Annotated in this window: 26 protein-coding genes; 11 read left to right on the forward strand and 15 right to left on the reverse strand. The window is 71.4% G+C overall.

Annotated features, from left to right (window positions below; translation table 11 throughout):
• The first annotated feature begins 97 nt into the window (after window positions 1-97).
• Both K1T34_RS50135 and K1T34_RS50140 read left to right on the forward strand, forming a co-directional pair.
• Window positions 98-952, forward strand: a complete 855-nt coding sequence (locus K1T34_RS50135; RefSeq protein ID WP_255638162.1) for a hypothetical protein — start codon at window positions 98-100, stop codon at window positions 950-952.
• A 4-nt stretch (window positions 953-956) separates the two neighbouring features.
• Window positions 957-1,553, forward strand: a complete 597-nt coding sequence (locus K1T34_RS50140) for a class F sortase (protein ID WP_220241792.1) — start codon at window positions 957-959, stop codon at window positions 1,551-1,553.
• A gap of 1 nt (window position 1,554) precedes the next feature.
• Here the strand turns inward: K1T34_RS50140 and crcB (K1T34_RS50145) are convergent, their stop codons facing one another.
• The 7 genes from crcB (K1T34_RS50145) to K1T34_RS50175 form a co-directional block, all read right to left on the reverse strand.
• The gene (gene crcB / locus K1T34_RS50145) at window positions 1,555-1,920 is read right to left on the reverse strand and encodes a fluoride efflux transporter CrcB (RefSeq protein ID WP_220241793.1); all 366 of its coding nucleotides are present in this window, start codon (window positions 1,918-1,920) and stop codon (window positions 1,555-1,557) included.
• On the reverse strand, window positions 1,917-2,384 hold the full coding sequence (gene crcB / locus K1T34_RS50150; protein ID WP_360586936.1) for a fluoride efflux transporter CrcB: 468 nt from the start codon (window positions 2,382-2,384) through the stop codon (window positions 1,917-1,919). Before crcB (K1T34_RS50150) ends, crcB (K1T34_RS50145) begins: the two co-directional genes overlap by 4 nt.
• Before the next feature lie 120 nt (window positions 2,385-2,504).
• Window positions 2,505-3,182 carry an enoyl-CoA hydratase/isomerase family protein gene (locus K1T34_RS50155; protein ID WP_220241794.1) on the reverse strand — a complete coding sequence of 226 codons (678 nt, stop codon included), beginning with the start codon at window positions 3,180-3,182 and terminating at the stop codon, window positions 2,505-2,507.
• Between the two features lie 14 nt (window positions 3,183-3,196).
• Window positions 3,197-3,835 (reverse strand): TetR/AcrR family transcriptional regulator, encoded by a 639-nt coding sequence (locus K1T34_RS50160; protein ID WP_220241795.1) that lies wholly within the window; start codon window positions 3,833-3,835, stop codon window positions 3,197-3,199.
• Between the two features lie 60 nt (window positions 3,836-3,895).
• Window positions 3,896-4,177 carry an isoamylase early set domain-containing protein gene (locus K1T34_RS50165; protein ID WP_220241796.1) on the reverse strand — a complete coding sequence of 94 codons (282 nt, stop codon included), beginning with the start codon at window positions 4,175-4,177 and terminating at the stop codon, window positions 3,896-3,898.
• Window positions 4,178-4,272: 95 nt separating this feature from the next.
• Window positions 4,273-5,298, reverse strand: a complete 1,026-nt coding sequence (locus K1T34_RS50170) for a 4Fe-4S binding protein (RefSeq protein ID WP_255638163.1) — start codon at window positions 5,296-5,298, stop codon at window positions 4,273-4,275.
• A gap of 109 nt (window positions 5,299-5,407) precedes the next feature.
• Entirely contained in the window at window positions 5,408-6,748 is a 1,341-nt protein-coding gene (locus K1T34_RS50175; protein ID WP_220241797.1) for an alginate lyase family protein, read from the reverse strand.
• Window positions 6,749-6,907: 159 nt separating this feature from the next.
• Here K1T34_RS50175 and K1T34_RS50180 point away from each other — a divergent pair, with 159 nt between their 5' ends.
• Both K1T34_RS50180 and K1T34_RS50185 read left to right on the forward strand, forming a co-directional pair.
• Window positions 6,908-9,073 (forward strand): LuxR C-terminal-related transcriptional regulator, encoded by a 2,166-nt coding sequence (locus K1T34_RS50180; RefSeq protein ID WP_220241798.1) that lies wholly within the window; start codon window positions 6,908-6,910, stop codon window positions 9,071-9,073.
• A 123-nt stretch (window positions 9,074-9,196) separates the two neighbouring features.
• Window positions 9,197-9,973 (forward strand): sigma factor-like helix-turn-helix DNA-binding protein, encoded by a 777-nt coding sequence (locus K1T34_RS50185; RefSeq protein ID WP_220241799.1) that lies wholly within the window; start codon window positions 9,197-9,199, stop codon window positions 9,971-9,973.
• A gap of 29 nt (window positions 9,974-10,002) precedes the next feature.
• Here K1T34_RS50185 and K1T34_RS50190 read toward each other — a convergent pair whose 3' ends face one another.
• The 4 genes from K1T34_RS50190 to K1T34_RS50205 all read right to left on the reverse strand — a co-directional run bounded on the left by K1T34_RS50190 (window position 10,003) and on the right by K1T34_RS50205 (window position 14,885).
• Window positions 10,003-11,736 carry an IlvD/Edd family dehydratase gene (locus K1T34_RS50190; protein ID WP_220241800.1) on the reverse strand — a complete coding sequence of 578 codons (1,734 nt, stop codon included), beginning with the start codon at window positions 11,734-11,736 and terminating at the stop codon, window positions 10,003-10,005.
• 65 nt (window positions 11,737-11,801) lie between these two features.
• Window positions 11,802-12,626 carry a carbohydrate ABC transporter permease gene (locus K1T34_RS50195; RefSeq protein WP_220241801.1) on the reverse strand — a complete coding sequence of 275 codons (825 nt, stop codon included), beginning with the start codon at window positions 12,624-12,626 and terminating at the stop codon, window positions 11,802-11,804.
• A 1-nt stretch (window position 12,627) separates the two neighbouring features.
• A complete protein-coding gene (locus K1T34_RS50200; RefSeq protein ID WP_220241802.1) occupies window positions 12,628-13,593 on the reverse strand; it encodes a carbohydrate ABC transporter permease in 966 nt (321 codons plus the stop codon).
• Window positions 13,593-14,885 (reverse strand): ABC transporter substrate-binding protein, encoded by a 1,293-nt coding sequence (locus tag K1T34_RS50205; protein ID WP_220241803.1) that lies wholly within the window; start codon window positions 14,883-14,885, stop codon window positions 13,593-13,595. Before K1T34_RS50205 ends, K1T34_RS50200 begins: the two co-directional genes overlap by 1 nt.
• 133 nt (window positions 14,886-15,018) lie before the next feature.
• On the opposite strand from K1T34_RS50205, the gene K1T34_RS50210 reads away from it, so the two are divergent.
• From K1T34_RS50210 to K1T34_RS50225, 4 genes are all read left to right on the forward strand, one after another.
• Window positions 15,019-16,038 (forward strand): LacI family DNA-binding transcriptional regulator, encoded by a 1,020-nt coding sequence (locus K1T34_RS50210; protein ID WP_220241804.1) that lies wholly within the window; start codon window positions 15,019-15,021, stop codon window positions 16,036-16,038.
• The gene (locus tag K1T34_RS50215; RefSeq protein ID WP_220241805.1) at window positions 16,035-18,329 is read left to right on the forward strand and encodes a beta-glucosidase; all 2,295 of its coding nucleotides are present in this window, start codon (window positions 16,035-16,037) and stop codon (window positions 18,327-18,329) included. Before K1T34_RS50210 ends, K1T34_RS50215 begins: the two co-directional genes overlap by 4 nt.
• A gap of 88 nt (window positions 18,330-18,417) precedes the next feature.
• Window positions 18,418-18,693 (forward strand): YggT family protein, encoded by a 276-nt coding sequence (locus tag K1T34_RS50220; RefSeq protein ID WP_220241806.1) that lies wholly within the window; start codon window positions 18,418-18,420, stop codon window positions 18,691-18,693.
• Between the two features lie 139 nt (window positions 18,694-18,832).
• Entirely contained in the window at window positions 18,833-19,771 is a 939-nt protein-coding gene (locus K1T34_RS50225) for an alpha/beta hydrolase (RefSeq protein ID WP_220241807.1), read from the forward strand.
• Window positions 19,772-19,774: 3 nt separating this feature from the next.
• On the opposite strand, the gene K1T34_RS50230 is transcribed toward K1T34_RS50225, so the two are convergent.
• On the reverse strand, window positions 19,775-20,536 hold the full coding sequence (locus tag K1T34_RS50230; RefSeq protein ID WP_220241808.1) for an SDR family NAD(P)-dependent oxidoreductase: 762 nt from the start codon (window positions 20,534-20,536) through the stop codon (window positions 19,775-19,777).
• 11 nt (window positions 20,537-20,547) lie between these two features.
• A complete protein-coding gene (locus tag K1T34_RS50235; RefSeq protein WP_220241809.1) occupies window positions 20,548-21,546 on the reverse strand; it encodes an acetamidase/formamidase family protein in 999 nt (332 codons plus the stop codon).
• A 192-nt stretch (window positions 21,547-21,738) separates the two neighbouring features.
• Here K1T34_RS50235 and fdhA point away from each other — a divergent pair, with 192 nt between their 5' ends.
• Window positions 21,739-22,953 carry a formaldehyde dehydrogenase, glutathione-independent gene (gene fdhA / locus K1T34_RS50240; protein ID WP_220241810.1) on the forward strand — a complete coding sequence of 405 codons (1,215 nt, stop codon included), beginning with the start codon at window positions 21,739-21,741 and terminating at the stop codon, window positions 22,951-22,953.
• Window positions 22,954-23,000: 47 nt separating this feature from the next.
• On the opposite strand, the gene K1T34_RS50245 is transcribed toward fdhA, so the two are convergent.
• A complete protein-coding gene (locus K1T34_RS50245) occupies window positions 23,001-23,402 on the reverse strand; it encodes a MerR family transcriptional regulator (protein ID WP_220241811.1) in 402 nt (133 codons plus the stop codon).
• Window positions 23,403-23,492: 90 nt separating this feature from the next.
• Between K1T34_RS50245 and K1T34_RS50250 the strand changes: the two genes are divergently transcribed.
• The gene (locus K1T34_RS50250) at window positions 23,493-24,479 is read left to right on the forward strand and encodes an aldo/keto reductase (protein ID WP_220241812.1); all 987 of its coding nucleotides are present in this window, start codon (window positions 23,493-23,495) and stop codon (window positions 24,477-24,479) included.
• 7 nt (window positions 24,480-24,486) lie between these two features.
• Here the strand turns inward: K1T34_RS50250 and K1T34_RS50255 are convergent, their stop codons facing one another.
• Entirely contained in the window at window positions 24,487-25,026 is a 540-nt protein-coding gene (locus K1T34_RS50255) for a MarR family winged helix-turn-helix transcriptional regulator (protein WP_220241813.1), read from the reverse strand.
• Window positions 25,027-25,095: 69 nt separating this feature from the next.
• Here K1T34_RS50255 and K1T34_RS50260 point away from each other — a divergent pair, with 69 nt between their 5' ends.
• The gene (locus tag K1T34_RS50260; RefSeq protein ID WP_220241814.1) at window positions 25,096-25,920 is read left to right on the forward strand and encodes an oxidoreductase; all 825 of its coding nucleotides are present in this window, start codon (window positions 25,096-25,098) and stop codon (window positions 25,918-25,920) included.
• Window positions 25,921-25,945: the final 25 nt, after the last annotated feature.

Here is a 25,945-nt window from a genome sequence, read left to right on the forward strand (position 1 = left end):
GGTTTTCCCCACCCGGGAATCATTTCCCTTCGACGCTTTTCTGCGGCAGAATCCCGCCATTGCCCAACGTCGGGCACTGTCGCAGCAGGGAGTCATCGTGAAGAAACCGCTGGGCCGTCTCGCAGGTGCCGTGCTCGCCGGCGCCGCCCTCACGCTCGCGTCCGCGCCGGCCGCCTTCGCACAGGACGACCCCACCGCGCCGGTCGAGACCACGGTGACGTCCGAGTCGACGGACTCGCCGGCACCGACCACATCGGACTCCAGCACCGCCGAGACCCCGACCAGCGACTCGAGCACCCCGACGTCCGCCACTCCGCCGAGCACGACCGACGACATCGAGACGCCTGCCGACCCCGAGGTGCAGACCACCGAAGGCCGCCACGCCCCGGCCGCCGCGAAGCCCCGCGCCGCTGAAGACGCCAAAGACTCCGAAGACGGCCAGAACGCCGACGAGACCACCGAAACCACCGCCCCCACCGACCCGTACACCGACAACGCCGGCCACGGCTTCGTCGGCCTCGGCGGTGAAGGTGTGCTGGTCATCGCCTGCGCGTCCGGCGCGCCCGGGAACGTCGCCACCGTCGGCCTCACCGTGACCGCAGGACCGGACCAGGACGGCGCCGACGGCCGCTACTGGAACTACGACGTGCGCGTGATCGACGGGTTCACCGGCACCACCGCGCCGTTCAGCTGGACCTGCGACGGTCAGGAGGGGCACGGCGACGTGACCTTCGAGCAGGTCGCACCGCCCACTTCGGACACCAGCGAAACCCCGGCCACCAGCGACACCCCGACCGGCAGCACCACCTCCCCGACCACTTCGGCGTCCACTTCGGACACTCCGAAGGCCACCCCCGGCCCCGTAGTCACCCGCCCGGCGGTCCAGGTCCGCTACGCGCCCCAGGGCGGCGTCGAGACCGGCTTCGGCGGCACCGCGCGGTTCTGGTTCTGAGCCGATGAAGCGCATCGAACTCGTGGCGACAGCAGCCACCGTGCTGGCCGTCACCGCGGTGCTGGCCGGCTGCAGTTCTTCTCCCACCCCGGCGCCGGCCGCCGCGGCGAAGCCGGTCCCGAGCAGCGTCGCCGTCACCCAACCGTTCAAAGGCCTGCGCCCGACCTCCGTCAGCATCCCGAAGATCGGGGCGCAGTCCAGCCTGGTCTCCGTCGCGGTGAACCTCGAGGGCAAGATCTCCGTGCCCTCGGTGAAAACGCCGATGCAGGCCGCGTGGTACCGCCTCTCCCCCGTCCCCGGCGAGGTCGGTCCGGCCATCGTCCTCGGCCACGTGGACGGCGACAAGAAGCCCGGCATCTTCTACAAGCTCAAGGATCTCGTCCCCGGCGACGAGGTGGACATCGACCGCAGCGACGGCAAGAAGCTGAAGTTCACCGTCGACCACCTCACCCAGGTCCCCAAGGACCAGTTTCCCCAGGACGCGGTCTACGGCAACAGCACCAAACCCGAACTGCGCCTGATCACCTGCGGCGGTGTGTTCGACCACGCCGAGCACAGCTACGAGGACAACATCGTGGTGTACGCCAACCTCGCCACGTAACTCAGACGAGCGCGTGGACCACCGCGTACCCGAGCGTGGCCGCCCCCAGTCCGGCGGCCACGCTCAGCACCGAATTGGCGACCGCCGTGCCGTACGCCCGCCGCTCGAGCAGGCGCACGGTCTCGTAGCCGAAAGTGCTGTACGTCGTCAGCGCCCCGCAGAACCCCGTGCCCACCAGAATCGAGACGGTGCCGGGCAACGCCGACCCGGCGCCGGCGAGCGAGCCCAGCAACAAGGATCCCACCAGGTTGACCGTGAACGTGCCCCACGGAAACCCGCCGTGGTGGCGTGCCTGCATGAAGCGATCGGTGACGTACCGCAGCGGCGCCCCGACCACCGCGCCCAGGAACACGAGCAGTACCGTCACGACTCGACCGTCCTTTCCGGACGGATGAACAGTCTTCGCGCGAGCGCCATGCCGGCGACGACCGCGAGCAGCGCCGCCACGAGCGTGCCCGCGAGGTAGCCGAACGCGAGCCCGACCGTGCCCGGCCGCAGCAGCCCGTGGATCTCGACGACGTAGGTCGAGAACGTGGTGTAGCCGCCCAGGATCCCGACCCCGGCGAACGGCCGCACCAGCCGGTGCGCGGTCCACGCCTCGGTGACCGCGACCATGAGCACGCCGATGAGGAAGCAGCCCGAGACGTTGATCAGGAACGTCGCCAGCGGGAAGTGCCCGGGTGCGGTGGGCAGCAGTTCCGCGAGGCCGTACCGCGCGAGCGCGCCGAGGCCGCCGCCGAGGGCGACCGCGGCGAGGACCGGCGCGTTCTCCCGCACGGCCGTGCGGCGCCACAGCGGCGTCCGTTGGGAAGACCCAGGTGATTCGGGCACAGCGTCTCCTACTCCACGTGGGCATGCTAACGCCCTCGGTTCGAGTAGGGACTGTTGGCAGCGAGTGCTGCGGTTGTCCGGAAGGCCCGGAGCGGCGAGCCCCACCGCCGCGCGAGCAGCTTAGCGGACCAGATCCGCCGGCGTGCGCAGCGCCGTCAACGCGGGCGCGAACATGGTGGACTTGATCGCCCCGAGCGTGCCGCGGTCCTTGCCCGCCAGCGGAGCGACGACCTCGGTCGCAGTGCTGACCAGCGCGGCCTCGTCGGCCGTCGCGTCGACCAGGCCCAGCTCCCGGGCCTGCGGGCCGCCGAAACGGCGCCCGGTGGTCATCGACGCGACCGCCGTGGCCGGCGTGACCTTGGCCTGGATGAGCGCGGCCATGCCGGGTGTGAACGGGATGTTGATGTCGGCCTCGGGGAAGCAGAAGAACCCGCGGTCGGTGCGCATCACGCGGAAGTCGTGGGCCATCGCCAGCATCGCGCCGGCCCCGAACGCGTGCCCGTTCACCGCCGCGACGGTCGGCACCGGCAGCGCGAGCACGCGGGCGAGCAGCTCGTGGACGTCGGTGACGTACTTGCCGGCTTCGTCACCGTGGGTGGTCAGCCACTCGAGGTCGAGGCCGTTGGAGTAGAACTTGCCGCTGCCCGTGGTCACGAGCGCGGCGGGCGCGGAGCCGGTCGTGACGGTGTCGAGGTGGGTGTTCACCTCCTCCAGCCACGCGGGTGAAAACCGGTTCTCGTCGGCGCCGAAGTCGAGGACGCGGACGCGGACGGCATCGTGGCTAGTCAGTGCGGGCATCGCGAGAGTCCTTTTCAGCCGGTGGTTGCGGTACGGGACGAACGCCGCTTCGGCGGCGGGAGAGCGAGCACCGCGCGGACGGCGGCGGCGAGCCGACGGCGGCTGTCCTCGCCGACGCGGCCTTCGGCCAGCTCACGGCGGTAGATCGCGCTCGGCAGGTCGACGACACACGTGGTGATCACCTCGACGGCCACGCCGTCGCCGCGCTGCCACAGCTCGCGCGCGAGGCGCACGAGCAGGCGCACCAGGCGTTTGTCCAGCGCGTGCAGCGCGTCGGCGACCTCGTCGGGCAGCTGCGGGCCGAGCACGCGGTCGGGTGAGACGGTGATCATCAGGCGCGCGGCGTCGGGGCGCCGCGCAGCCACGACGGCCGGCGCGTCGGCCGCGGCGACCACGGCCGAGACCGGGCCGGCCTCGGCCAGCGCGGCGTCGACCAGGCCCTCCTGCACGTCGACGAAGTGGGTCGCGGCCCGCAGCCAAGCGCGCCCGACGAGCGCGGGCAGCGAGCCGAAGCTGTGGTAGATCACGCTGTTGGGCACGCCGGCGGCGAGCGCGAGCCCGCGCGCGGTGACCTCTTCCGGACCGCGCTCGGCGACGAGCCGCTCGGCGACGTCGAGCAGCCGTTCGGGGTCGTGGATCCGCGGCCTGGGCACGAACCCGAGAGTAAAGGAACACGCGCTCCACAACAACGGTGTTGTGGAGCACACGTTCCTCTACTCGGCGACGAACACGCAGTCGTGCCCGTCGCGGATGGTCACGTCGGGGTCGTCGAGCCACTGCCCGCCCGTCGCGAGGTAGCGGAAGCGCAGCTTCACACCAGGCCGCACCTCGACGGCGGCCGAGCGCGTGCCGTTGGACCGCTTGCGCATCTCGTGGCACCCGGGCTGCCAGTCGTTGAAGTCGCCGACCACGCTGACGGGCCCCGGCGGGGTGTCGAGCGGGAGGACGAACGTCACCTTCCGCACCCCGCCGCCACCTCGGCTGGTCTTGATCACGAGCGCTTCCCTTCGCTTTCCGGCTGGTTGCACCGAAAAGCGTTCCACGCGTTCGGGCTCGCGGGCGTGAGAACCGCCTGCCCGTCCGGGTGAACTCACGCCGTGCGGCCGGGGACGACCTTCACCGTCTTGTTCGGGAATCGGCGTTCCACATGGGACTTCGCGGCCGATGCCGGGGTCACGTAGATCGTTTCTTCCTTGTCCTGCAACGGTCGCAGCACCGTGCGCATGAACTCGCGACGGTCTTCGAGGTACGGCCCGAGCACGTCCTCGCCCGCCGGGCACACCGCCATGCAGTAGGCCGCCTTGTAGTTGGCCTTGAAGGAAAGGCTTTGCCACATCGACGCGTTCTCGGAATCGGTGACGCGCTCGCGGAACTCCGCGCCGTCGGCACTGTCGGCCACGGTTTCCACCCAGTCGGTGAACCCGCCCATGAACTCGCGGTAGTTGTGCGTGGAGCAGGCGGCCCAGTCGAACTCGCCCGTCTTGGCGATGGCGCCGACGGGGCACGCGGCCACGCACAGCTTGCACTCCACGCAGGGGTTGTAGTCCAGCGCCTCACCGTAGCCGGTCACCTCGGCGTCGACGAGCAGCGTGGCCAGCAGCACGAAGTTGCCGAACTTCGGGTGGATCACGTTGCGGTGCAGGCCCATCACGCCGAGACCGGCCGCGACCGCGACGGTCTTGTGCGCCACCACCCAGATCCGGCCGGGGAAGCGGTCCATCTCCATCGGGAAGGTCGCCGACGGGTTGAGCGCGCGGTAGCCGGCGTCCTGCAGCTCGCGGGTGATCGTGCGAGCCGCCTCGTTGATGATCTCACCACTGCGGTGGAACTCCTGGTTCGCGACGCTGCGTGCCGGCGTGCGCACGTTGTCGCGGTTCATCCGCACGACGAGCGAGACGAGGCTGCGCGTGCCGGGCAGCGCGGCGAGCGCGTGCGGCCGCTCCCCCGCCAGGTCGGGGTGTTCCAGCGGCACAGCCGCGACGTCGTCGGCGCCCGCGGCCAGCGCCAGCTCGCGCAGCCACGCGGCGTCGATCGGACCGGGCTTCGGCCGGGTGCCGCGCTCCAGCACGGCCCGCACCGACGGGTGGGCGGCGAGTTTGCGCGGCAGCTCGGTCACGAGGAGTCCTCCTTCGGTAGGAATTTCCAACCAACGGTCCCACGTGCTGAGTCTGATAACAAGACCGAGCCTGCCGCGGCGGGAACGCACCCGCGCCGCGGCGCCGGGCTCAGCCGGTGACCGAGATGTCGTCGAGCTGCTCGGCGGCCGGGCGGACCGGGTAGAGATCACCTCCCGGCGGGGCGGGAATGTGCGGGAGCGCGGCCCTCGCCTGGGCGTCACCCGCGTCGGCGGCGGCGTGGACGCTGTCGAGCGCCGCGTACTGCAGGAAGTTCAGGTCGGGCAGCGGCCACTGCGACGCCCCGCCGGTCGCGGCGGGCAGCAGGTGGTCGACGGCCTTGAACAGGCTGCCGCCCTCCGGCGTCCGGTAGGCCCACAGGTCCACGCCGACGTGGCGGCCGATCTGCGCGAGGCGAGTCAGCGCGACGAGGTTGAACGTGTGGTAGTGGAAGCTGCGCGTGCGCGTCGACTCCTCGGGCTGGCTGCCGTCGGCCGCGATCTGGTGGTCGAGGCGGGTTTTCTCGGCGTCGACGACGATCTGCTTCGTGAGCGCCTTGTCGCCGGTGTAGAGCGCGATGCCGGCGGAGAGCATGTCGTAGAACGATCCGTGGTTGTTGGTCTCGGCGGCTTCGTCCGTGCCGTTCTTGCTCGTGCGCAGCCAGGTCAGGAAGTCGCCCGACCAGCCTTTCATCGCCGTGGCGTCGGTCTTCGACCAGCCGGGCGCGCCCGAGTCGAGGATTCGCGCCGCGTCGAGGACCTGGGTGAAGGTGTAGGCGAACTCGATGATGCCGATGCCGCGGCCGTCGTTCTTGCACGGGATGCCCTGGGCGAAGTTCAGGTTCGGGTTCATCTTCGTGGCCGCGTCGAGGAACCAGGTGCGCAGGTCGAGGGCCGCGCGCTGCGCGTACTCGGGCTTGCGCGTGTAGAACCAGGCGAGCGAGAGCTGGTAGATCGAGCTGAACGCGGTGAGCCGCTCGGCCTTGTCGGGGACGGCGGTGGTCTCGGGGTTGAGCACGCCGTCGCGCTGGACGTAGGGGCAGCCCTGCGGGTTGTCGGCCGTCGCGGGCTGGCTGGGCCACCAGTACGGCGCGAGGCTCAGGTAGTCGTGCTTGTCGCCGCTCGGCGGCACGCGCTCCTTGTCGACGACCGTCCACGGGCCCTTGGTGAGCGCCGTGTCGGCCTGCTTGAGGAGGTCGGTCAGGGACGTGCGCAGGGTTCTGTCGCCGAGCAGCAACCCGACGCGATTCTTCGTCAGCCGCGCCCCGTCGAGCACGACGGTGTCGGGCCGGCACGCGAGCGAGACGATCGGCAGGTCGCACACCGACTTCGGTGGCTGCTGCGCCGGGGCGGCTCCGGCCGCGCCCGCGGTGGTGGTGAGCAGGCCGGCGACGGTGGCGAAGACGAGGGAGATCCGACCCAGCCGGAAACGGGACCGTGAAGGAGGCAGCACTGCAACTCCGTTCAAGTATCTGAATACCTGGCAGATATGTGAATTCAACTTAGGGAGTCGAACACGGGGAGCCCAGTCGGCAGCACGGCCTGGCGTTACGAAACCACAGAACCAGGCGCATCAATTGGCCAATGGCGGCGTTACATCTAGGCTTCCGCCATGTCGACGCTCTGCCTCACCTGCGGTGCACCGTTGCCGGCAGCGGCCGGGCGTCAGGGCGGACGACGGCCGCGGTTCTGCTCCGGCGCTTGCCGCCAGCGCGCATACCGGCGGCGGGTACGGGCGCGTCGGCCGGGTGCCGGGTGCACCGGCCGGAAAGCTGAGACGGCGACGCTGCGCCGGCTGCTCACGGGCCACCGGCTCGTGACGATCACGGGCCCGGCCGGCGTCGGCAAGACGCGGCTCGCGGCAGAGCTGACCGGCGCGGTGCGCGTCGATCCGTCCACTGTGGAGCTTCCGGCCGAGCTCGGGGACCTGCTCGTGCTGGACGGCTGCGAAGACGGGCTCGACGCGTGCGCGGCACTCGTCACGCGGCTGCTGCGTGAGCGCCCGGGCCTGCGGGTGGTGGCCACGAGCCGCGTCGCGCTCGGGGTCGAGGGTGAGCAGGTGCTGCCGCTGCGCGGCCTCTCCCCCGCCGACGCGGCCCAGCTGCTCGTGGAGCGGATCCACCTGCTGGACCCGTTCCTCACCGTTGCGCCGGCCGACGTCACGGAATTGTGCCGCGTGCTCGAAGGGGTGCCGGCGGCGCTGGAGCTGGCCGCGCCGCGCGTGCGGCTTCTGGGCGCGGCCGGGGCGGCCGAAGGCCTGACGACCGCCCTCGACCTGGCCCCGGGCAAGGTGCGCGCGGACCTCGAGAGCGACCACCGGCGGCTTTCGCCCGCCGAACGCGAGGCGTGGCACCGGCTTTCGGTGCTGCCCGGTCCGTTCGACCCGGAGCTGGCGGCCGTTCTGGGCGCCGGACCCGAGGTGCTGGAGCGGCTGGTCGCGGTGTCGCTGCTGGTGCCCGAGCCCGCCGCCGACGGCACGACCGGGCTGCGGCTGTGGGCGGCCGCGCGCGCGTTCGGCCGCGAGGCACTCGACGCCGAGGGTGGCACCGACGCCGCGTTCGAACTGCTGACGGCCCACCTCGTGGCTCAGGTCGAGCCGCACCTGCCGGCTTTCCTCCTGCCCGACGGTCTCTGCCGGCGGCTCGTCGCGCGCGCCGAGCCCGTGCTCGCGGTGATCCGCCGGCTCACCGGCCGCGGCGACGCCCGGCTCGCGGTGCTGGCGTGCGGGCTCGCGCGGTCGTGGCTCGCGCTGGGCCGCAACCTCGCCGACAGCGAACGGTTGCTGCGCGAAGCTCTGCCGCACGTCGCCGATCGGCCGGACCTCACCGCGTCGCTGCTGGCCGGGCTGTGCAGGGCCGCGCACCGCGCCGGCCGGTACGCCGAGCAGCTGCGCTTCGGGGAAGCGGCATTGGCGCTGGAGTCCACACTGGACCGCCCTGCTCGGGTCGCCTCGGTCCTCGACCTGCTCGCCGCCGGGCTGCGCGCGTCGGGAGCGGACGCCGCCGCGCGCTGCCACGAGGCGTTGGCCATCGCGCGTGGCCTCGCCGATCCGGCCGTGATCTCGTTGCTGCTCAACGACCTCGCGTGGGGATCCCTGGAATCGGGCGACCTCGACGGCGCCCGCGAAGTGCTGGCCGAAGGCCTGCCCCTCGCCCGCACCCACGCGACACCCGGCCGGCTCGCGAGCGTGCTGCACACCGCCGGTGCCGTCGCCCTCGCCGCGGGCGACCACGCCACGGCCGAGGCGCGGTTCGTGGAGGCCCTGCTCGTCACGAACCCCACCGACGGCCTCAAAGTGCCCTACTTCACCGAAGGCGTCGCCGTCGTCCTGACCACCCGAGGCGAACACGAGCGCGCCCTGAGCCTCTTCGCCTGCGCCGACGCCGTCCGCCGGAGCCTGGGCGCCGGGGCGGAACCCGCGTGGCGCCGGCGGGTCCGCGACGCCCTGGACACGGCGACCGCTGGTCTGGACCCGCGCCGTGCTCGGGCGGCCACCCGCGCGGGCGCCCGCATCTCCCTCGCCGCCGCCGTCGCCCACGCCCTCGACGCGAGCGCGCACTTCCACGCCACGGGCCACGGCGGGCTGACCCCCCAGGAGCACACCGTCGCCGCCCTGGTGACCGACGGCCTGACCAACCAGCAGATCGCGCGCCGCCTCGGCATCGCGCCCCGCACGGTCGCCACCCACTTGGAACGCATCCGCGCCAAACTGGGCGTGCGCCCCCGCTCGGCGCTGGCCGCGTGGTTCACCCGCACGACAGCCGAAACCGACTACTAGAGCGTGTGTCGGGTGGAGAGCGTGCCCACGATGGGGTGATCAAGTCGGACCGCTCGGGCTGTCACACGCGCCGGGGCTGCCTCGTCTCCCTGACGACAACCGGGCTACCAGATGAGGACCTCCATGCAAGCCATCACCGTCCGCGAACGTGACGCCGGTGTAGCCGGACTGTCCGTTGAGGACATACCTTGTCCACGCACGGCGGAGAACGACGTTCTCGTCCGGGTGCACGCCGCCGGCTTCACCACCGGCGAGCTGGATTGGCCGGGCACGTGCAACGACCGTGCCGGCCGGGATCGGACGCCGAGCGTGCCGGGGCACGACGTGTCGGGTGTCGTGGTCGAACTGGGCTACGGCACCACCGGCCTGACCGTGGGCCAGCTGACCCCACCAGAGCGGGTGGCCTTCGTCCTGCACGACGTCTTCGGCTTCGAGTTCGGCCGGATCGCCGAAGTGCTCGACGTCTCCGTACCCGGCTCCCGCCAGCTCGCCTCCCGGGCGCGACGGCGAGTGGCCCAGGCGAAGCAGTCCACTCCGGACGCACCGAAGGAGGAACGCGAACGGCTGCTGGCGACCTTTCGCGCCGCCTACGAATCCGGTGACCTGACCGACCTGGTCCGGCTCCTGCACCCGGACGCCGTCTACATCACCGACGGCGGCGGCAAGGTCACGGCGGCACGCAAGATCCTCCGCGGTGCCGAGCGCATGGCCGACGTGATGGTGCGAGTGGGCCGGATGTGGCGACCGGACCACATCGGGTTCATCGAGGTGGGCGGCGAGCTCGCCCTGATGTGCCATTGGCAGGGCCGCGTCTACTCTGTCGACACCGTGCAGATCACCGACGGCCTGATCACCGCGTACCGCAGGGTGATCAACCCGGACAAGCTTTCTCACGTCTGAGCTCGGCGTCGTACCCGCGGGCGTGGATCTCAGTGCGAATCGCGCGGCACACCAGGGCCGCGGGAGCCGTGCAGGAAGTCGAAGTCCGCACCTTGGTGCGCCTGGGTCACGTGGTGCGTGTACAGCCACGTGTACCCGCTGACATAAGGCGATTCCGGCGCCGACCACTCCGCACGCCGGGCCGCCAGCTCCTCGTCCGACACGTGCAGGGTCAGTGAACGCGCAGGAGTGTCCAGCGTGATCCGGTCGCCCGTGCGCACCAGCGCGAGCGGGCCACCCGCGGCGGACTCGGGGCTGACGTGCAGCACGACCGTGCCGTAGCCGGTGCCGGACATGCGGCCGTCGCAGATGCGCACGAGGTCGGTGACGCCGTCCTTGAGCAGTTTGGCGGGCAGGGGCACGTTGGCGACCTCCGGCATGCCTGGGTAGCCCTTCGGGCCGGCGCCGCGAATGACCAGGACGGTGTCGGCCGTGACGTCGAGATCCGGGTCGTCGGCGACGCGGTGGTAGTCCTCGGCGGTGTCGAACACCAGAGCCGGGCCGGTGTGAGTGAGCAGCTCCGGCGAGGCGGCCGACTGCTTGATCACCGCGCCGTCGGGCGCGAGGTTCCCGGTGAGCACGGCCGTGCCCGAACCCGTGGGCTGGAACGGCTCGGCCACCGGGGTGATCACCTCGTCGTTCCAGCACTCGGCGTCGGACACGTTGTCGGTCAAGGACTTCCCGGTCACCGTGACCGTGCCGGGGTGCAGCAGACCGGCTTCGGCCAAGCGCCGCACGACGACGGGCAGGCCGCCGGCGTAGCAGAAGTCCTCCATCAGGAACTTGCCCGACGGCATGAGGTTCACGAGCGTCGGCACGTCGCGGCCCAGCGCGTCGAAGTCCGCCATCTCCAGCGGCACGCCGACGCGGCCGGCGAGCGCCAGCAGGTGGATGATCGCGTTGGTGGAGCCGCCGATGGCCGCGTTCACCCGGATCGCGTTCTCGAACGCCTCACGGGTCAGGATCGACGACGGGCGCAGTTCCTCGTCCACCATCGCCACGATCCGCTGCCCCGCCGCCTGCGCCGTCTCGAAGCGGCGCGCGTCGACGGCCGGCCACGTCGCCGAGCCGGGGAGCTGCATGCCGAGCGCCTCGGCGAGACACGCCATGGTGGACGCGGTGCCCATGGTCATGCAGTGGCCGTTGGACCGTGCCATGCAGCCCTCGGCGAAGAAGCACTCCTCCTGGCTCATCCGCCCGGCCTTGAGCTCCTCCTCGAACTTCCACACGTGCGTGCCGGACCCCACGTCCTCACCGCGGAACTTGCCGTTGAGCATCGGCCCGCCGGTCACCATCACCGCGGGAAGGTCCACGCTCGCCGCGCCCATCAGCATCGCCGGGGTGGTCTTGTCGCAACCGGACAGCAGCACCACACCGTCGAGCGGGTTGGCGCGGATGAGCTCCTCGACCTCCATCGCCATCAGGTTGCGGTAGAGCATGGCGGTGGGACGCATGAGCGTCTCGCCGGTGGCCATCGTCGGGAACACCAACGGGAACCCACCGGCCTGCCACACACCGCGCTTCACCGCCTCGGCCACGCGCGTCAGGTGCACGTTGCACGGCGCCAGCTCCGACGCACTCGTCGCGATCCCGATCACGGGCCGGCCGTCGAACACGTCCGAGCCGAAGCCCTGCGACCGCATCCACGACCGGTGGATCATCCCGGCGCGGCCCGACGCGCCGAACCAAGCCGCGCTGCGCCGCTCGCCCTGCCGTTGCTCCACGCGAACCTCCCGTGCCCGGTGCCCGAACCCCCACTCCACCGCAGACCACGCGGTGGGGCAAGTGATCAGCCCTTGACCGACCCGGTCAGCCCACCGACGATCCGTCGCTGCGCCACTACGAAGAACCCCAGCGCCGGAACCATCGACAGCGCGGTGAACGCCAGCACCCGCGCCGTGTCCTGCGAATACTGCGACTGGAACGTCGCCACGCCCAGTGGCAGCGTGAAGTGCGCGCTGTCGTTGAACACCAGCAGCGGCAGCAGGTACGCGTTCCAGCTCGTGACGAACGCGAGCACCGCCACCGTGGTGAGCGCGGGCGCCGAGAGCGGCAGCATGATCCGCCAGAAGAACCCGAGCCGGCTCGCGCCGTCGAGCACGGCCGCGTCCTCGAGCTCCCCGGGCACGGCGTGCATGAACGGCCGCAGGATCACGATCGTCACGGGCAGCGAGAACGCCGCCTCCGGGATCGCGACGCCCAGCGGGTTCTCCAGCAGCCCGAGCTGGCGCAACCACAGGTACAGCGGCAGCGTGGCCACGCCCAGCGGGAACAGCAGGCCGAGCGTGAACAGGACATACACGGCTTCGCGGCCTTTGAAGGCGTAGCGGGACAAGGCGAATGCCGCCATCGAACCCAGGCCCACGGCCAGCACCGTCGCGATCACCGCGATCAGCGCGCTGTTGCCGAGGAACCGCCAGAAGTCCGGGGAGGTGACCACACTGCGGTAGTTGTTCCACACCCACGGCCCCGGCAGCCCGGCCGGATCGGTGTTGAGCTGCCCGTTGGTGCGGAAGCCGCCGAGCACCACGAACAGCAGCGGCACCACCGTGACCACCACGACGACGACCGCGGCCGCGTAGCCCGCGACCAGGCCCCAGCGCCGGCCCGCCACGTCAGCCCACCACCCTGGTCAGCGCACCCGCGGTGTCACGGCGAAGCGCGAACCGCTGGTACAGCAACGCGAACACGAAGCAGACCGCGAACAGCACCACGGCGACCGCGCTGCCGAAGCCGAACTCGTAGCGCTTGAACCCGTGGTCCACGAGGTAGCTGGCCATCGTGGTCGACGCGTTGGCCGGACCGCCCAGCGTCATGATCCACACGAGGTCGAACAGCTGCAGCGAACCGATCACGCTCAGGAACACCCAGATCCGGATCGTCGGGCCGAGCAGCGGCAGCACCACGTGCCGCGTGGTCTGCCACGCGGTGGCACCGTCGAGCGCGGCGGCTTCCCGCAGCTCCGGCGGCACGCCCTGCAGGCCCGCGAGCAACAGGATGATGCCGAAGCCGAGGTACTTCCAGGTCATGACCACGAACAGCGTGTACAGCACGATGCCCGGGTCCGCGAGCCACTGGTGCACGAGCCCGCCCAGGCCCACGCCGCGCAGCAGCTCGTCCACGAACCCGTTCGGCTGCAGCATGAGCAGCCAGATCACGGCGGTGATCGCCTCCGACAGCACGTACGGAGCGAACACGACCATCCGCAGGAACGTGCGGCCCTTGAGCTTGCGGTCCAGCAGCAGCGCGATGCCGATGCTCAGCGGCAGCTGGACCACGATCGAGAGCACGGCGATGACAACGTTGTGCGCGATCGCGCCACGGAACACCGCGCCGCCGAACGCGTCGGCGTAGTTCTGGAACCCGACGAAGTCCGTGAGCGGGCCGAACCCGTTCCACGAGTACAAGCTGTAGTACACCGCGATGCCGATCGGCACGAGCACGAACCCGGCGAACAGCACCAGCGCGGGTCCGAGCAGCAGCGCCAGCTCGAGCCGGGTGCGGCCCCGGCGCCGCGACGGGCGCCGGGGTGCACTGTGGACGGTCCGCGCGAGCGGCCGCGGCGGAGCGGGAGCCGCCATCACTTGTTCCCGGTGGCGGCCTGGTTCACGGCCTGCACCACCGCTTCCGGGTTGCCCTGCCCCGCGAACAGGTTCGCGACGGCGTCGTTGAGCGCCTGCCCGACGGCGGTCGGGAACGCGCGGTCGAAGTACATCTGCACGTACGACGCCTTGCGCGTTTGCTCGGCCACGGCCTTGAGTGACTCGCTCTTCAACGACGCCACGGCGTCGGCGTTCACTGGCAGGCCCGAGCCGGCCTCGGCGATCTTCTGCTGCACCGGCGTGCTCGTGAGGTACTGCAGGAACCCGGCGCACGCGGCCGCGGCGCGCGTCGTGCACGAGAACCCGTCGCCGCCACCGAGCAGCACGGCGGGGTCACCCGTGCCGCCGGGCACCGACGGGAAGGGGAACCAGCCGAGCTTCGAGTCGAGGTCCTTGTCGTCGGTGAGCGAGGACATCGTGCTCGGGTCCCAGTCGCCCTGCAGCTCCATCGCGGCCTTGCCGTTGGCGACGAGCCCGGCCGAGCTGCCGGCGCCCTGCTGCGCCGGCGTGCCGTTGAACCCGGTCTGGAAGGGCTGCGTCGCGAGGAAGCCCTGCAGGTCCTGGCCGGCCTTGACCCAGCACGGGTTCTGCAGTTTCACGGCCGTGATCTCGTCCTTGAGCACCTGCGCGGAGCACGCGCGCACGGCGAAGTAGTCGTAGTAGAACGCGTCGGGCCAGCGGTCCTTGCCACCGAGCGCGATGGGCGCGATGCCCGCGGCCTTCAGCTTGCCGATGGCGGCGTTGAAGTCCGCCATGGTCGTCGGCGGAGCCGTGATCCCGGCCTGGGCGAACAGGTCCTTGCGGTACCAGAACCCGACGACGTGCTGCACGTACGGCACGCCGTACTGCTTCCCGCCGACCTGCCAGCCCTGCGCCGTCGGACCGACGCTCCCGATCCAGCTCTGCACCGACGACGTCAGGTCGGCCACGCGACCCGATTCGACCTGCGAAGCCTCGTCCCCGCCGCCCCACTGCTGGTAGAGGTCCGGTGGCGTGTTCGACTGCAGCGCCAGCGGCACCTTCGTCGGGAACTCCTCGTTCTGGATCGGCTGCACCGTGAACGACACGTCGGGGTGCGCCTTGTGGTAGTCGTCGGCGACCTGCTGCCACAGCGACCGCACGGGTTCCGCGGTGCCGTTGTGCCACCAGGTCAGTGTGACCGGTCCCGACGCGGCGGCCGGGCCTTCGTCGCCACCTCCCCCGCACGCGGACAGCACGAGCGCGGCTGCCGCGACGAGCGCGGCGAGGGGAAATCTCCGGCTGGGACGCATGACGGATCCACTCCTGACGACTTCGGCCGAGTTGGACGGGGCGTGACGGCACCCGGGATGGCGAAGAGTCTGCGCGCCCGAAATTCCCGTGTCAATCGTTGTCGATAACGTTTTACATCGCTAGGCTGAGCCGGTGCAGCCCCGTTCCCGTGTCACGATCCGTGACGTCGCCGCCCGTGCCGGAGTGTCGGTCGCGACGGTGTCCAAGGTGATCAACCAGCGCTACGGCGTCGCCGCCGACACGTTCGCGCGCGTCCGCGCCGTGATCGACGAGCTGGGGTACGAGGCGAGCCTCGTGGCGCAGAGCCTGCGCAACCACAAGACCAACGTGATCGGCATCCTCGTGGCCGACCTAGAGCCGTTCAGCACCGAACTGCTCAAGGGCGCGGCCGACGCGATACGCGGCACCGGGTTCGAGCTCGTCGTGTACTCGGCGGGCGGGCGCACCGGCGACCCGGTGGGCTGGGAGCGCCGGTACCTGTCGCGCCTGAGCGGCACGCTCGTCGACGGCGCGGTGCTCGTGACGCCCGCGGCCGAACTCGAAGGCCTGCCCGGAACTCCGGTCGTCGCGGTCGATCCGCACACCGGGCGCTCGCCGCTGCCGGCGATCGTCTCCGACAACCTGCGCGGCGCGCAGCTGGCGACCGAGCACCTGCTGGAGCTCGGGCACCGGAGGATCGCGCTGCTCGCGGGCCGGCCGGACCTGCAGTCCGCCCAGCTTCGCGAGACCGGCTACCGGCGCGCGCTGGCCGCCGCCGGCGTCGAGGTGGATGAAACCCTCGTCGTGGCCGGCGACTACGACGGCGAGCTGGCCGGCGCGTCGGCGCGGGAGCTGCTGACCCGCCCCGACCGGCCGACGGCCGTGTTCGCCGCCAACGACACCTCCGCGATCGCGACTCTGGCCGCCGCCGCGGCGCTGGGCCTGCGCGTACCGGACGACGTGTCGGTGGTCGGCTTCGACAACATCCCCGAGTCGGCGCTGTGCACTCCCCCGCTCACCACGGTGCAACAGCCCATCCGCGAGATGGGCCACCGCGCCATCACCGTCCTCATCGGACTCATCAACGGCGACCCCGAGGAGCGTGAGCCCGTGGTGCTCGACACGGAACTGGTGGTGCGCTCGTCGAGCGCCGCGCCGCGGGCCGGCTCGTGACGACCGAGACCGCGCCCGAGCCCTGGCGCGACCCGCGGCTGCCCGTGGCCGAGCGTGTCCGCGATCTCGTGGCCCGGATGACCACGCGCGAGAAAGTGGCGCAGCTGTCGGGAATCTGGGTCGGCATGGACTCCGGTGGCGAGGTCGCGCCGCATCAGCACGACTTCGCCCACGACCCGCCGGACTGGGACGCGCTCGTGCCGCACGGGGTCGGGCAGCTGACCCGCGCGTTCGGCACGCGGCCGGTCGACCCGGAGATCGGCGCGCGGGGACTCGCGCGGACGCAGGAGGAGATCGTGGCGCGCGGGCGCTTCGGCATCCCCGCCGTGGTGCACGAGGAGTGCCTCACGGGCCTGGCGGCGTGGCAGGCCACGGTGTACCCGGCGCCGCTGTGCTGGGGCGCGAGCTTCGACCCGGACCTCGTGTGGCGCATGGCCGAGAAGATCGGGCGGACGATGCGGGCCCTCGGCGTGCACCAGGGGCTGGCGCCGGTGCTGGACGTCGCGCGGGACCTGCGCTGGGGCCGCGTCGAGGAGACCATCGGCGAGGACCCGTACCTCGTCGGCACGATCGGCGCGGCCTACGTCGCCGGGCTCGAGTCGGTCGGGATCGTCGCGACGCTCAAGCACTTCGCGGGCTACTCCGCGTCCAAGGCCGGGCGCAACCTCGCGCCGGTGTCGGTCGGGCCGCGCGAGTTCGCCGACGTGCTGCTGCCGCCGTTCGAGCACGCGCTGCGCGCCGGGGCGCGGTCGGTGATGAACTCCTACACCGACCTCGACGGGCTGCCGGCCGCGGCCGACCCGGAACTGCTCACCACGCTGCTGCGCGAGCGCTACGGGTTCACCGGCACGGTGGTGTCCGACTACTTCTCCGTGGCGTTCCTGCACGCCCTGCACCACGTCGCCACCGGAGCGGCGGACGCGGCGGGGCAGGCGCTGAGCGCGGGCATTGACGTCGAACTGCCCACAGTGGACTGTTACGGCACGCCGCTCCTGGCCGCGCTGGCCGACGGCAGCGTCGAGGAGTCTCTTGTGGACCGTGCGGTGTACCGCGTGCTGACGCAGAAGTTCGAGCTGGGCCTGCTGGATCCCGAGTGGTCGCCCCACCCGGCCGTGACCGAGCTGGACGACGCCGAGTCGCGGGCGCTCGCGCGAGAGCTTGCCGAGCGGTCGGTGGTGCTGCTGTCGAACACCGGAGCGTTGCCGCTGCGTTCCGGTGTTCGGCTGGCGGTCGTGGGCCCCCGCGCGGACGAACCGGGCGCGATGCTCGGCTGCTACTCGTTCCCGATGCACGTCGGCGTCCACCACCCGGACGTGCCGTTCGGCCTCGACGTGCCCACGGTCGCCGAGGCGCTGCGGGAGTCGTTCGACGTCACCTTCGCCGAGGGCTGCGGCGTCACCGGCGGCACGGACGAAGACCTCGCCGCGGCCGTCGAGGCGGCCGCGGCGGCGGACGTCTGCGTAACCGTGCTCGGCGACCGGGCGGGCCTGTTCGGCGGCGGCACCTCCGGCGAAGGCTGCGACGCCTCGGACCTGCGCCTGCCCGGCCGGCAGGAGGAACTGCTCGAAGCGGTGCTGGCGACGGGCACACCCGTGGTGCTGGTGCTGCTGTCCGGCCGGCCCTATGAGCTCTCGCGCCAGGTCGAGCGCCTGGCGGCCGTCGTGTGCGGGTTCTACCCCGGGGAAGAGGGCGCGGCGGCGCTCGCCGGGGTGCTCACGGGCCGGGTCGAGCCGTCGGGCCGCCTGCCGGTGAGCTTCCCCGCCGCCGGGGCGACCCAGCCGTCGACCTACCTCGGCGCGGCGCTGGCCGCGCGCAGCGACGTCAGTTCGGTCGACCCCACGCCCGTGTTCCCGTTCGGACACGGTCTCACCTACCACCCGGCCACGTGGGTCTCGGTGGCCGGCGGGCCCGTGTGGCCGGCCGACGGCTCGTGCCGGGTGAGCGTGACGCTGCACAACCCGCACGACACGGAGACGTCGGAAGTCGTGCAGGTCTACCTCCACGATCCGGTCGCCGAGGTCGCACGTCCGCTGCGGCAGCTGATCGCCGCGCCGCGCGTGCCGCTCCCGCCCGGACAGACCCGCGTGGTGCACCTGGACCTGCACGCGGACCTCGCCTCCTACACCGGGCGGGCCGGCGACCGGATCGTCGACACCGGGCCGGTGGAGCTGCTCGTGGGCCCGTCGAGCGCCGTCGCGCACACCGTGCTGGCGGTGCCGATCACGGGATCGCGGCGCGTCTTGGGGTTCGACCGCGTGCTCCAGCCGCGGGTCACGGTGGTCCCCGGCTGATAACTCGCTGAGAACTCCGGCAAACGGGACACTCCGCGGGCGCTCCCTGCGTTGAGCCAGGTGAACGACCCACCCTGAGGAGTGTGTGATGAGCCTGATCGGAACGCTGGTCGGGTACGTGCTGACCGTGTTCATCCTGCTGCTGATCGCGCGCATGATCCTGGACTGGACGCGCCTGGCGACGACCGGGCCGCCCTGGCTCGGGAAAGCGCGCTACTACAGCCACCGCGCGACCGAGCCCGTGATCGCCCCCGTGCGCCGCGTGCTGCGACCCGTGCGCGCCGGCGGGCTGTCGATCGATCTCGCGTTCACCGTGGTGTTCTTCGCGGCGGTGATCGTGCGGTCGATCGCGTTCGCCCTGTGACGGCTGCCCCTCACCGCCCGGGCGAGGGGCAGCACCTCACGGCCTGCGCGAAATCGGTCCGGATGCCGGGAAAACACCACCTCGTCCCGCTTCCTGGTACGGCTACCTGTCGGGGGCCGGGGTGGGTGATAGTCGGCTCGTGACCCAGGTGCTCCCCGTTCTCCCGCAGACGGCCCCGCCAGACCCCGAGCCCGCCGCCGGCCGGGTGCTCTACCGCGACGCCGTGGTCGCGCCCCTGCTCGGCTACCGGCCGCTGCTGCTCGACCTCGCCGTGCCGGCCGGTCCGCCGCCGCCCACCGGGTGGCCGGTGGTCGTGTTCGTGCACGGCGGCGCGTTCGCCGTGGGTTCGCCCAAGCACGCGCCGCTCGGCCGGTACCTCGCGGAGCGCCTGCCCGCGGCCGGGTTCGCCGTGGGCTTAGTCCACTTCAGACACAGCCGCGAAGCGGTGTACCCGGCACAGCTGCACGACGTGAAGGCCGCGGTGCGCTGGCTGCGTCAACACCACACGACGCTGGCGCTGGACCCGGAGCGGTTCGCCGCGTGGGGCCACGCCGCGGGCGGGCACCTCGCGGTGATGCTCGCCGTGACCGGCGGCCGGCCGGAGCTGGAAGGCGACATCGGCGTGCTCGGCCCGGACAGCCGCGTGCAGGCGGCCGTGGCGTGGAGCCCGCCGTCGGACTTCACGCGGCTGCCGCCGCCTCCGCCAAGCTCACCGTTCCACGCCACCGGGGAAGACCCGCACGCGTGGCTTCTCGGCGGCGCGCCCGCGCAGCACCCGGCGCTCGCCGCCGCGGCCAGCCCGCTCACGCACGTGAGCGAGTCGGCCGCGCCGCTGCTGGTCGTGCACGGCACCGCCGACGACGTCGTGCCCATCACCCAGAGCGAAACCCTCGTCGCCACGTACTGGCAGGCAGGCGCCGATGCCGAGTTCAGGTGGCTCGAGGACGCCGGCCACATCTACGGTCTCGGTACCCGCGAAACCATGACCACCGCGGGCATCGACTTCCTCCGCGAACAGCTCGGCGCTCCGAGCCCGAGGACCCGGAGCGCCGAACACCACAGCGTCCAACAGAACTGAGACCTACAGCTGCACACCCCGGGTGAGAGCGCCGTCGGCCACCAGGTTGGTGCCGGTGATGAACGACGCCAGCGGGCTGGCCAGCACGGTCACCGCGTAGGCGATCTCCTCCGGCGTGCCCATGCGGCCCATCGGGTTGAGACCCAGTGCCTGGTTGAACAGCTCCGGGTTGCCGCTCTCGGTGCTGTGCCAGATGCCGCCCTCGAAGTAGGTGTTGCCGGGCGACACCGTGTTGGCGCGGATGCCCTTCGGCGCCAGCTGCAGCGCCAGGCCCTGGATGTAGTGCACGACGGCGGCCTTCATCGTCCCGTACGCGGGGGCGGCGAAGTCGATCTCGCGGCCCGAGACGCTCGAGATGGCGATGATCGAGCCGGCCTCGCTGCGTTCCAGGTGCGGCAGCGCGGTCTCGGCGACGCGCACCGTGTGCATGAGGTCGACCTCGAAGCTGGAGCGCCAGTTCTCCTCGGTCGGGCCGATGGCCAGGGCGCTGACGTTCGCCACGACGATGTCGAGGCCGTTCAGGTCGGCCGCGGCACGCTCGACCCACGCGGTCAGCGCCGCGCCGTCGGCGACGTCCACGGCCTCGCCCGACACCGTCGCGCCGGCGTCGCGGAACTCCTTCTCGGTGGCGCGCACCTCGGATTCGGTACGCGCGCAGAACGCCACCGCGGCGCCCTCACCCGCGAGCGAGGCGACGACCGCGCGCCCGATCCCCTTGGTACCGCCGGTCACCAGGGCTTTGCGCCCGGCCAGCCGCAGATCCATGCGTTTTCCTCCTAGAGCTTCGCGGCCTGCTCGCGCAGGTACCGGTGCATTCCGCCGTACGCCTCGCCCGTGGGCAGCAAGCGCTTGGCGATCTTGGTGACGGCGCTGTAGTTCGCGTCGACGACGTTGGCCAGCGGGGCCTGGCTGATCTGCGTGAGCAGCTGGTAGGCGTCGAGCGGGTCGAGCCCGTAGAGCTCGCCGAGCCAGCCGATCATGCCGTGCTGGCTCGAGCGCCATGCGTCTTCCAGCGGGCGTGAGGAAGCGACCACCACGTAGTTCTCGTCCTGCTCGATGCGCGGCCACACCGGCGCACCGCCCTTGATCAGCTCGACGATCAGCGTCACGTTCATGGCGCCTTCCACGGCCGTGCCACAGGCCTCGCCCTCGCCCTGGCGGTAGTGCCCGTCGCCGACCGAGAACAGCGCGCCCGGCACGTTCACGCCGAGGTAACAGGTCGCGCCCGCCTTCATCTCGGGCGTGTCCATGTTGCCGCCGAACATGTCCGGCACCAGCGACGTGCGCACCTCACGCCCGGCCGGGGCGACGCCGACCGTGCCGAGCATCGGTTCCACCGGCAGGTCCACGCGGAAGTCGCCGCGCAGTGCCTCGAACACCACGATCTGCTTCTCGCGGTCGAGCTGGTAGATCCAGGTCAGCTCCGGCAGCGGTTCATGCAGCATCGCGGTGCGGTCGGTGGCGGTGAGGCCGCCGAAGAACGGGATGGTCGCCGACGCGGCCCAGTCGCGCGCCGGTTCCAGGTCCACGAAGTGCAGCGCGAGTGTGTCACCGGGTTCCGCGCCGTCCACAAAGAACGGTCCCGTCTGCGGGTTGACCTCCCGCATGTCGAGTTTTTCACTCGGTTTGTCCGACGCGCTCTGCAGCCGGCCGCTGAACGCGTCCTCGGTCCAGAGTTTCAACACCGTGCCGGGCTTCACCGTCCGGATGGGGGCGACCCCGCCAAAGGTCCAGGCGTATTGCTCGCGCTCGGGGGTGAACTCGACGATCTCCACACTGGCTCCTCATGCCGAAGGCTGCACACGACCGGCCCCCCGCCGCCGTCGATCTTGCCCACCCGCGGGGCCACGGGCAAGTCAGCACGCCGGTGTCCGGGACAGGGTTAGCATGGAATGCCTGACGTGACGGGGGAACCCCACGACGCGCCACCTGTTCACCGACGAACGAGGAAAGGCGGCAAGAAGCTCATGGCAGGCAACAAAGCGGTCACTTATGTGGGCCCGGGCAAGGTCGAGATCGACACGATCGAGTACCCCGGCTTCGTACTCAAGGACGGTCCGGGTGTGAACCCGGCGAACGTGGGTCGCGAGACCCCTCATGGCGTGATCCTGAAAAACGTCGCGACCAACATCTGTGGTTCCGACCAGCACATGGTCCGTGGCCGCACGACGGCACCGCAGGGACTGGTACTGGGTCACGAGATCACCGGAGAGGTGATCGAGACCGGCCGTGACGTGGAGTTCATCAAGGTGGGCGACCTGGTTTCGGTGCCCTTCAACATCGCGTGCGGACGCTGCCGCAACTGCAAGGAGGGCAAGACGGGGATCTGCCTGAACGTGAACCCGGACCGGCCGGGTTCGGCCTACGGCTACGTCGACATGGGCGGCTGGGTCGGCGGCCAGGCGGAGTACGTGATGGTTCCTTACGCCGACTGGAACCTGTTGAAATTCCCGGACCGCGACCAGGCGATGGAGAAGATCCTCGACCTCACGATGCTCTCGGACATCTTCCCGACCGGCTTCCACGGCTGCGTCACGGCGGGTGTCACGGTGGGGTCGACGGTCTACGTGGCGGGAGCCGGCCCGGTGGGGCTGGCCGCGGCCGCGTCGGCGCAGCTGCTCGGCGCCGCGGTGGTGATCGTGGGTGACCTCAACGCCGAACGGCTCGCGCAGGCCCGCAGCTTCGGCTGCGAGACCATCGACGTGTCGAAGGGCGACCCGAAGGACCAGCTCGCCGCCATCGTGGGTGAGCCGGAGGTCGACTGCGCGGTCGACGCCGTCGGGTTCGAGGCGCGCGGGCACGGCAAGGAGTCGGCGACCGAACACCCGGCGACGGTGCTGAACTCGCTGATGGACCTCACGCGTGCGGGCGGGGCGCTGGGCATTCCCGGCCTGTACGTGACGGGGGATCCCGGGGCCGGCGACGAGGCGGCGCGCCAGGGCTCGCTGTCGATCCGGATCGGGCTGGGCTGGGCGAAGTCGCATTCGTTCACCACGGGCCAGTGCCCGGTGATGAAGTACCACCGGAAGCTGATGATGGCGATCCTGAACGACCGCGTGCAGATCGCAAAGGCTGTGAACGCGACGCCGATCAGCATCGGCGACGCGCCTCGCGGCTACCACGAGTTCGACCAGGGCGCGGCACGCAAGTACGTGCTGGACCCGCACGGTCTGCTCAACTGAGCACCATCCGGTGGGGTGGCGTCGCGGCGCCGCTCCACCGGCTCGGCTCAGACTTTTGCCAGGTTTTCGGTCTGATCCAGCGGCGTCTGGTCGACCGCGGCACCGTAGAAGGCGATCTTCATCCGGATGTGCTCCTGGTGCCCGCGCAGCCGGTCGATCTGCTCGGCCACGCGCGTCTCGTGATCCTGCAGCACGGCGAGGCGTTCGGCCTGGGTGTCGTCGCCCTCGCGCAGCAACTCCACGTAACGCAGCATCTGCGCAATCGGCATCTCGGTGTCGCGCAGGCAGCGCAGCAGGTGCAGGAACCGCAGGTCGTCCTCGGTGAAGCGGCGGCGCCCGCCCGCGGTGCGGTGGACGTCGCGCAGCAGGCCGATGCGTTCGTAGTAGCGGAGCGTGTCGATGCTGAAGCCGGTCCGGGCGGTCACTTCGGAGGGTGAGTAGGAATCCACCCGTCCAGACTCCCACCTGGAGCGCGCTCCAGGTCAAGCTCCGGGTTCGGGACTTGACCCGGACCTCGGTCCGGGTTGTTCGCTCGGGGCATGACTGGTTTGGACGACTACCGGCCCCTGGGCCGTTCCGGGCTGCGGGTCTCGCCGCTGGCCCTGGGTGCGATGACGTTCGGCCCGAGCGGCCTCTCCTCCGACGACGCGACCTCGCGCGAGGTGTTCCGCACCTACGTCGGCGCCGGTGGCAACTACGTCGACACGGCCGACAACTACAGCGACGGGCGCAGCGAGGAGCTCGTCGGCGAGTTTCTACGCGAGGTGCCCGACCGCGACGAGCTGGTGCTGGCCACGAAGTACTCGGGCCCGCGGTTCGTCGACGGCGAGCCGGTGCGCGACGTCCTGGGGCGCAGCAACGGGCGCAAGAACATGATCGCGTCGCTGGAGCGGTCACTGCGGCGCCTGGGCGTGGACCACGTGGACCTGTACTGGCTGCACGTGTGGGACGGGTTCACCCCGGCCGAGGAGGTCGTGGCGGCTTTTGCCGATCTCATGGGCGCGGGCAAGGTGCGCGCGGTGGGGCTGAGCGATGTGCCCGCCTGGTACGCCACGAAGGCCGCGATGCTCGGCGGACCACCGATCACGGCGATGCAGCTGGAGTACTCGCTGGTGGAGCGCACGATCGAGACCGAGCACCTCCCGCTCGCCGCGGAGTTCGGCATCGCGGTACAGCCCTGGAGCGCGCTGGCCGGCGGCTTCCTCACCGGCAAGTACTCTCGCGACGGCGCCGGGTCCGGCCGGCTCGACGGCACGAAGCACTCCGAACGGCGCTGGGCGGTGCTCGACGCCGTCCGTGAGGTCGCCGCAGAGACCGGCCAGACGCCGGCGCAGGTCGCGATGCACTGGGTGCTGCGGCGGCCCGGAATCGCGGGCACCCTCGTCGGGGCGCGCTCGGCGCGGCAGCTCACGGACACGCTCGGAGCGCTGGCGCTGGACCTGCCCGCCGCGGTGCTCGACCGGCTCACGGAGGTGAGCGCGCCCGAGCTGCCGTTCCCGCACAACATCCTCGCCCGGTTTTCGTAAGGGCCGATCAGCCCTCGCCGCCGATCCGGTCCACTGTGGACGCCGGGCCGAACTCCGATTCGAAGCGGGCCAGGAGATCGGCCAGCAGTGTGTTGAGGGCCGTCAGGCGGTCGGGTTCGAGTGCGCCCGCGAAGAGGCCGCGTTCGTCGTCGGTGCGCTGCTTCGTGGCGGCGGCCCAGCGGGCGCGGCCCTTGCGGGTGAGGCGGATCGGTCGGCTGCGTCCGTCGGCGGCCGCGACGCGTTCGATCAGCCCCGCGCGGGCGAGCCGGTCGATGCGGACGCTGACGGTGCCCGACGTGACACCCAGCAGGTCACCGAGCTCCTTGGGCGTGAGCACGGGCGGTTCTCCGGAGCGGTGCAGGGCCGAGAGTGCCTGCCAGTCGCCGGGGGTGAGGTCGTGGGCGGCGGCCGCGCGGCCCAGCACCTGCTCGAACTGCCGCGACAGCCGGCCGATCCGCTGGCGCGCGGCCTCGACGTCCGCGTCGACCCCGGCGGGCATCACGCGCAGCCACGCCGCGAGGCCGGCGCCGACCGAGTCCTGGTCCACTGGACACTCCCTTGAGTCTCAAGGTAGTTTGGTTTGAGTATCAAGATACCGCGAATCGAGGAGACGGACATGAGCCGGGTCTGGTTCATCACGGGCACGAGCGCCGGTTTCGGGCGGGTGCTCGCCGAGGCGGTGCTCGCGCGGGGCGAGCGGGTCGTGGCCACCGCGCGAGACGTCGAGTCGGTGAAGGACTTCGCCGACCGTGCGCTCGTCGCGCGCCTCGACGTGACCGACCCCGCGTCGATCCGCTCGGCCGTCGACGCCGCGCTCGCCGAGTACGGGCAGATCGACGTCCTTGTGAACAACGCGGGCCACGGCCTCATCGGCGCGCTCGAAGAGCTCACCGACGAGCAGACGCGCAAGGTCATGGAGACCAACGTGTTCGGCGTGCTCGCCGTGACGCGCGCCGTCCTGCCCCACCTGCGCGCGCGGCGCAGCGGGCACATCGTGCAGCTCTCGTCGGTGGGCGGCGTCGTCGGCAACCCGGGCCACGCGATCTACGCGACGTCGAAGTTCGCGCTGGAAGGCTTGTCCGAAGCCCTCGCCGGCGAGGTGGGGCCGCTCGGGATCCGCGTCAGCATCGTCGAGCCGGGCCCGTTCCGCACCGAGTTCGCCGGCCGGTCCATGACGTTCGCCGACCCGATCGCCGACTACGCCGACACCCCTGCCGGCCGGCTGCGCTCCCAGTTCTCCGGTCAGGACGGCCACCAGCCCAACGACCCCGCCCGCGCCGCCGCGGCCATCCTGAAGCTCGTCGACACCCCCGACGCACCGCTGCGGCTGCCACTCGGGCCTGAAGCGGTGACGCGGATCAGGGCGAAGCTGGAGAAGCAGCTGGCGGACCTGGCCGAGTGGGAGGCGGTCGCGCTGGATACGCGGTATCCGGACGCGTGAGGCAGCGGCGTCGGCCGCGACACGC

The sequence above is a fragment of the Amycolatopsis sp. DSM 110486 genome (assembly GCF_019468465.1).
Lineage (GTDB): Bacteria > Actinomycetota > Actinomycetes > Mycobacteriales > Pseudonocardiaceae > Amycolatopsis.